Origin of the sequence: Hydrogenophaga sp. (assembly GCF_018780075.1) — a bacterium.
Taxonomy (GTDB): domain Bacteria; phylum Pseudomonadota; class Gammaproteobacteria; order Burkholderiales; family Burkholderiaceae_C; genus Hydrogenophaga.
This window is the reverse complement of the sequence record NZ_JADMKB010000087.1, coordinates 1-6,338: the sequence shown is the minus strand read 5'-3', so window position 1 is coordinate 6,338 and position 6,338 is coordinate 1. Positions and strand designations below refer to the sequence as shown.

The window sequence follows — 6,338 nt, the reverse complement described above, 5'->3', positions numbered from 1 at the left end:
TGCGCATCGAAAAAGCCGACGGTGGCGAAGAGTTCGTGTTCGTGGCCGGTGGCATCCTGGAAGTGCAGCCTCACTGCATCACCGTGCTGTCCGACACCGCCATCCGTGGCAAGGACCTGGACGAAGCCAAGGCCACCGACGCGCGCAAGCACGCCGAAGAAGCGGTCAAGAACGCCAAGAGCGACATTGACCTGGCCAAGGCCACGTCCGAGCTGGCGGTCATGGCCGCCCAGATCGCTGCGCTGCGCAAGTACCGTCAGAAAAAGTGACATGCCCTCGCGTGCTTCATGAAAAAGCCGGCACATGCCGGCTTTTTTTCGTCGGGACGTGGCGGACGCTGGCGGCGGGTGGGATCATGGATGACAGGTGAACACGCCGGATGAACAAGCGATGACCTCGATATTTGAAAGCCCCGAACTGGCGCCCGAAGAGGTGGCTGCCCGGCTGCTGGTGACACCGTCCGCGCTGGACGACCTGACCCTGAGCGACGCCATGCGTGTTGTTGCCTACATGCGTCCCCACCGGATCAAGTCTGGCACTGTCTTCATTCACGAGGGTGAGGTGAAACGCAACGACTACATGTTGCTGGTGCTGGAAGGGGACATTTCGGTGGAGAACGAGCTGCCTGGCCACGAGGGCAGCATGGTGGTCAACATCATCGGTCCAGGACACCTCATCGGCGAGATGGGAGTGCTTGACGGCTCGCCGCGTTCGGCCACCTGCACCGCCACCACCGACATCGCCGCTGCGGTGCTGTCCCGCACGGCGCTCATGCGCCTGCTCAAGGCCGAGCCCGCTGTGGGAGCCCGGTTGCTGCTGGCCATTTCCAAGCGCATGGCCGACCGGCTGCGCGAAACCACCCGCAAGCTGCGAACGTTTGCCCAGATGAACAAGGCCCTGCAAGAGGAGCTTGAGGTGGTGATGAACAACCGCACGTCCCGCAACGGCAGGAAGTCCTGACGGGTTCAGGCCCTGACCACGCTGTCGGGCAGCTCGTTGGGACTGACGCCGTCGGCCCCGGTCGGAAAATGTGCCACGAGCAGCGCGGACACCTCTTCCAGCGCCTGCGTCAAGCCGTCTTCAAACTCACCCGCTCGCAGGCGGGCCCCGAGGCGATCGACGATGGCCTGCCACTGCGCATGATCGACCTGCGCGCTCAATGCCCGGTCGGCCACGAACTCGATGGCGTGCTCGGCCAGCAGCAGGTAAATCAGCACGCCGTTGTTGTGCTCGGTGTCCCACACGCGCAGGCGCCCGAACCAGCTCACGGCGCGCTCCCGGGTCAGGGCGCCCACGCTGGTGGCCCGGTCGAGGCGCCACAGGTACGACAGCGGCAGCGCCGCCTCCACACACAGGCGGACTTCGCCCGTGTGGCGGGCCTCGCTCGCCGCGACCCGTTGGGCCAGGCGTTGTGCCATGTCGTCGGGGATGAGACGGTGGGTGTCGGCGCTGTCGAGCCAGCGGTGCTTGAGGATGCGCAGGAATTTGTTCATGACGATCACCAGCCGCCCGAAGCGCCGCCGCCACCGAAGTTGCCACCACCACCCGAGCTGAAGCCTCCCCCGCCGCCAAAGCCGCCGCTGCCGCCGCCAAAACCGCCCCCGCCCCAGTGACCACCGCCACCGCGTCCGCCACGGCCGGAGCTCGGCATGGACGGCAACATCTGCAAAAAGAGCGCGGCGAGCATGGCCAGCAGGCCCGCGCCCACCGACAGCCAGACCACGGCGGTCAACAACCAGGCCAGCCCGCCGGCCCCGGCGCCCGTCAGCAAGGTGCCCAGCTTGTTGCCGAAGATGCTGCGCAGCACGGCAGACCCGATGGGCACGGCAAACGCGAGAAAGATCAGGATGTCCAGCGGCGCCATGCCGCCGATACCGGATGCGGGCGGGTCGCCACCGGGCAGCGGCAGGTCCTCGCCGGCCACACGGGCCAGGATCTGGTCCACACCGGCCTGGATGCCGCCGGCGTAGTCGTTGTTTCGAAAAGCGGGTGCCACGGCTTGGTCGATGATGCGGCGCGCCATGAGGTCGGGCAAGGCGCCTTCCAGCACCTTGCTGGTGGCGATGCGCATGCGCCGATCGTTCTTGGCGACGACGAACAGCACGCCATCGCCCACGTCCTTGCGCCCGATCTTCCACGCGTCACCCAGGCGCTGCGTGTAGTCGGCGATGTCCTCGGGCTGGGTGGTGGGCACGATCACCACCGCCACCTGGGTGCCGCGCTCTGCTTCGAACGCCGCCAGCCGGGCTTCCAGCGACGCGATGCGGGTCGCGTCCAGGGTGCCCGTCTGGTCCGTCACGCGCGCCCGCAACTCGGGCAGGGGCAGCACGCCCTGGGCATGGGCCGCGACAGCGCCCCAGAGCCAAAGCGTGCAGAGCAGCAGCGCGCGGAACCGGCGGAGGGTCATGGCTTGTTGAAGTCCACCTTCGGCGGCGTGCTGATGGCCGCCTCGTCCTGCACCTGGAAGCCGGCCTTGGGCTTGTAGCCGAACACCATGGCCGTCAGGTTGCTCGGGAAGCTGCGGGCCAGCACGTTGTAGGCCTGCACCGTCTCGATGTAGCGGTTGCGCGCCACGGTGATGCGGTTTTCGGTGCCTTCGAGCTGCACGCGCAGGTCGCTGAAGGCCTGGTTGGCCTTCAGGTTGGGGTACTGCTCCACGACCACCATCAGGCGGCTCAAGGCGCTGCCGACCTCGCCCTGCGCGGCCTGAAATTTCTCCATCGCCGCCGGGTCGTTCAACATCTCGGGCGTCATCTGGATCGACGTGGCCTTGGAGCGGGCCTCGATCACCTTGGTCAGCGTGTCCTGTTCGAAACTGGCCTCGCCTTTGACCGTGGCAACGATGTTGGGAATCAGGTCGGCGCGGCGCTGGTACTGGTTGAGCACCTCGGACCAGGCCGACTTGCTCTTTTCATCCAGGCTCTGGAAATCGTTGTAGCCGCAACCGGTGAGCCCGGCAGCGAGGCACAAGGCCAGTGCCCAGGTGGTGAGGGATTGGGTCAAAGCGCGCATGAAACCTCCATCTGCCGACGTCGCGGCCACAGGTGAAAAAGGGCAGGGCCCGGAACTCTCGCGGACTATACCCCCTGGACTTCCGCGCCGCTCCTCTGGTGGTGGCCTTGCGGCGGAGCGCCACCCGCTGGGCGTCGCCCGGAAACACAAGGAAGTCGCCGGCCGCCGGGCGCACGGCAAAATAAGCCCATGCGCAAACCCAAAATGCCTCCGGGCTCCGCCGACGACACCGAACACGCGTTCTACGACGCGCTGCAGCACGGTGACCTCGAACGCCTCATGGCCTGCTGGGCCGACGACGAGGACATCGTGTGCGTGCACCCCGGCGGCCCCCGCCTGGTGGGGCCGGCCGCGATCCGCGCGGCCTTCGAGGCCTTGTTCTCGAACGGCAGCGTCAAGGCCCAGCCGGAGCGCGTGCGCCGGCAGGACGCGGGTGGTTGCAGCGTGCACAGCGTGGTCGAGCGGGTCGAGGTGCTGAGCGACGACGGGCTCGCGCACGCCTGGGTGGTGGCCACCAACGTGTACGCCAAGACCGCGCAGGGCTGGCGCCTGGTGGCGCACCACGCGAGCCCGGGCAGCCGCACCGAGCCCGACGACGCGCTGAGCGTGCCCACGGTGTTGCACTGAGCCCATTGAATCCTTTGCTCAAGCCCCTTCGATGACCTTCGCCCAGCGCTACCAGGCGCCCTGGTGGTTGCCGGGCGGCAACGCCCAGACGCTGTGGGCCGCCCTGTGCGCGCGCCGCCACTGGGGCCCTGCGCCCACCTGGCAGCGCCAGCGCTGGACCACGCCGGACAGTGACTTCATCGACGTGGACACGGCCCAGCATGCCAGCGCCCCCGACGCGCCCCTGCTGGTGCTGTTCCATGGCTTGGAGGGCTCGTCGGCGAGCCAGTACGCGGTGGCGTTTGCCGACTTCGCCGCGTCGCAGGGCATGGCGTTCGCGGTGCCCCATTTCCGGGGCTGCTCGGGTGAGCTGAACCTGGCGCCCCGGGCCTACCACTCGGGCGACTTTGATGAAATTGACTGGGTGCTGCGGCGCTTCGCTGCCGAGCATCCGGGGCGGCCGTTGCTGGCGGCCGGTGTCTCGCTGGGCGGCAACGCGCTGCTGCGCTGGGCGGGTGAAATGGGGCACAGCGCCGCGGGCACGGTGCGTGCCGTGGCCGCAGTGTGTTCGCCGCTTGATCTGGCAGCGGGCGGACGGGCCATCGGGCGCGGCTTCAACCGGCTGGTCTACACGCGGATGTTCCTCTCCAGCATGGTGCCCAAGGCCTTGAAAAAACTGGAGCAGCACCCGGGCCTGTTCGACCGCGAGGCGCTGCTCGCCGCGCGCGATCTCTACGAGTTCGACAACCTGTTCACCGCGCCGCTGCACGGGTTCCGGGACACCGACGACTACTGGGCGCGCGCCTCGGCCAAGCCGGTGCTGCGCGACATCCGCGTGCCGGCGCTCGCGCTCAACGCGCTCAACGACCCCTTCGTCCCGGCGGCCTCGCTGCCCACCACCGCCGACGCCGGCAGCCACGTCACCCTCTGGCAACCCGCCGAGGGGGGGCATGTGGGGTACCCGGTGTCGCTCGGGCCGCTGGGTCTGCCGGGCCATGTGCGGACGATGCCGGAGGCCGTCGGCCGATGGCTGATCCAGCAGCTCCCCCCCGATGCGCCTTCGGCGCTTCCCCCTCAGGGGGCGGCACTGGCGGCCCGGCAAAGCCGGTTCCGCGGCGCCCTGTGAGGGGATCGGGACGCCCCCTCAGCCGGGTGGCTTGTGCCGGGTCCACCCAAATGAGGTTGTAATCGCGACATGGATGACATCGTCAAAGCCGCCCTCGCCAAATGGCCCAATGTGCCGCACTGTGTCGGCTGGCTCGGGCTGGACGCGCGGGGCAACTGGTACATGCGCGACGACCGCTGCCAGCACAGCGGGCCGTTTGCGGTCGAGCCGGGGGAGGTGGTGGTGGCCAGCAAGGGCTCGCTGCTCAAACACGACAAGCTCATCGAGTTCATCCACCGCAACTGCGCGGCCGACGAAGCGGGCCAGTGGTTCTTCCAGAACGGGCCGCAGCGGGTCTACCTGGAGCTGGAGGCCACACCCTTCATCTGGCGCCTGCAGCCCGATGGGCGCGTGCTGGCCCACAGCGGACAGGACGCGGGAGCGGTGCGCCAGAGCCTGCTCGATGAACTCGGTCGGCTGTACCTCGTGACGGCGCTGGGCATCGGCCTGGTGCACACCAGCGACATGGCGCTGGCCGCCGACGCGGTGGAGGCAGGGCGCTGGACGCCCGAGCCGGTGCAGGCCGCCGCGCTGCCCGCCGACTGGGGTTTTGTGCGCAGCCCGCAGCGCCGGCAGTCGGGTGCCGCCGCGCCCTGGCGCGTGCCAGCGGGCTGAACCCCGCCGCCCCGGGCACAAAAAAGCCGGTCAGTGACCGGCTTTTTTATGGGAGCGTGAAGGGCTTACTTCACCGCAGCCAGCATGTACTGCACGGCGGCCTTGATGTCGGCGTCCGATGCGGTGGAGCCACCCTTGGGCGGCATCGCGTTCTTGCCCTTGATGGCGCTGGCGGTCAGACCATCGAGACCGAGCGCGACGCGAGGGGCCCAAGCGGCCTTGTCACCGAACTTGGGTGCACCGGCGACACCGGCGGCGTGGCACACCGTGCAGGCTTGTTTGTACAGGGCTTCGCCACCCGCGCTGGCCACGGTGGCCGCCGGGGCGGCAGCGGCAGGCGCTGCGGCAGCAGGGGCCGGGGTGGCTGCCACAGGTGCGGCGGCAGGGGCAGCAGCTGGAGCAGCGGGCGCGGCAGCGGCCGCATCGCCAGCGGCGGCGGGCGCTGCGGGTTCGGCCAGTTTGCCGCCACCGGCGTTGGCCATGTGCACCACGGCGCGGCCGATTTCCACGTCGCTGAAGGCGCCGCCACCCTGGGCACCCATGGCACCCTTGCCTTTGAGGGCCGAGTTCAACAAGGCCTCGTAGCCCTGGCCGATGCGCGGTGCCCAGGCCGCGGCGTCACCGAACTTGGGGGCGCCGGCCAGGCCTGCGGCGTGGCAGGCCGAGCACTGGGCCGTGTACACGGCGTCGCCGGTGGCGAGCGGGCGGTTGGCATCGCGCAGTTCGACGGTGCCCACGCGCTGGATGCGCTGGGCCGTGGCCAGCTCGGGGTCCACCGCGCCGGCGGCCGGCTTGTCACCGGAGGTGACGTAGTACACCAGGCCGATGATGATGAAGATGGGGCCGACGAAGGAGAAGAACGACGTCCAGAGCAGTTGGGCGGGCGTCTTGATCGGGCCGGTGTGGGAGTCGTGCGCGTGGTCGCTCATGGTGTCCTCTG

Annotated in this window: 9 protein-coding genes; 5 read left to right on the top strand and 4 right to left on the bottom strand. The window is 69.0% G+C overall.

Going from position 1 to position 6,338, the window contains the following annotated elements:
- Positions 1–269: ATP synthase delta/epsilon chain alpha-helix domain-containing protein (locus IV088_RS14750; RefSeq protein WP_291103394.1), on the top strand; the 269-nt coding region annotated here is incomplete at its 5' end.
- 121 nt (positions 270–390) lie between these two features.
- On the top strand, positions 391–960 hold the full coding sequence (locus IV088_RS14745; RefSeq protein ID WP_291103392.1) for a cyclic nucleotide-binding domain-containing protein: 570 nt from the start codon (positions 391–393) through the stop codon (positions 958–960).
- 5 nt (positions 961–965) lie between these two features.
- Here IV088_RS14745 and IV088_RS14740 read toward each other — a convergent pair whose 3' ends face one another.
- The 3 genes from IV088_RS14740 to IV088_RS14730 are packed head-to-tail and all read right to left on the bottom strand — an operon-like array spanning position 966 to position 3,012.
- Positions 966–1,493, bottom strand: a complete 528-nt coding sequence (locus IV088_RS14740; RefSeq protein WP_291103390.1) for a TPM domain-containing protein — start codon at positions 1,491–1,493, stop codon at positions 966–968.
- 5 nt (positions 1,494–1,498) lie between these two features.
- Positions 1,499–2,407, bottom strand: a complete 909-nt coding sequence (locus IV088_RS14735; RefSeq protein ID WP_291103388.1) for a TPM domain-containing protein — start codon at positions 2,405–2,407, stop codon at positions 1,499–1,501.
- A complete protein-coding gene (locus tag IV088_RS14730) occupies positions 2,404–3,012 on the bottom strand; it encodes a LemA family protein (RefSeq protein ID WP_291103385.1) in 609 nt (202 codons plus the stop codon). Before IV088_RS14730 ends, IV088_RS14735 begins: the two co-directional genes overlap by 4 nt.
- A gap of 189 nt (positions 3,013–3,201) precedes the next feature.
- Between IV088_RS14730 and IV088_RS14725 the strand changes: the two genes are divergently transcribed.
- From IV088_RS14725 to IV088_RS14715, 3 genes are all read left to right on the top strand, one after another.
- Positions 3,202–3,639 carry a nuclear transport factor 2 family protein gene (locus tag IV088_RS14725; protein ID WP_291103382.1) on the top strand — a complete coding sequence of 146 codons (438 nt, stop codon included), beginning with the start codon at positions 3,202–3,204 and terminating at the stop codon, positions 3,637–3,639.
- 31 nt (positions 3,640–3,670) lie between these two features.
- Positions 3,671–4,744, top strand: coding sequence for an alpha/beta fold hydrolase (locus tag IV088_RS14720; RefSeq protein WP_291103379.1), 1,074 nt, complete (start codon positions 3,671–3,673; stop codon positions 4,742–4,744).
- A gap of 69 nt (positions 4,745–4,813) precedes the next feature.
- Positions 4,814–5,398: a DUF2946 family protein gene (locus IV088_RS14715; RefSeq protein ID WP_291103376.1), complete on the top strand. Its 585-nt coding sequence runs from the start codon at positions 4,814–4,816 to the stop codon at positions 5,396–5,398.
- 65 nt (positions 5,399–5,463) lie between these two features.
- On the opposite strand, the gene IV088_RS14710 is transcribed toward IV088_RS14715, so the two are convergent.
- Positions 5,464–6,327 carry a c-type cytochrome gene (locus tag IV088_RS14710; RefSeq protein WP_291103396.1) on the bottom strand — a complete coding sequence of 288 codons (864 nt, stop codon included), beginning with the start codon at positions 6,325–6,327 and terminating at the stop codon, positions 5,464–5,466.
- Positions 6,328–6,338 lie beyond the last annotated feature (11 nt).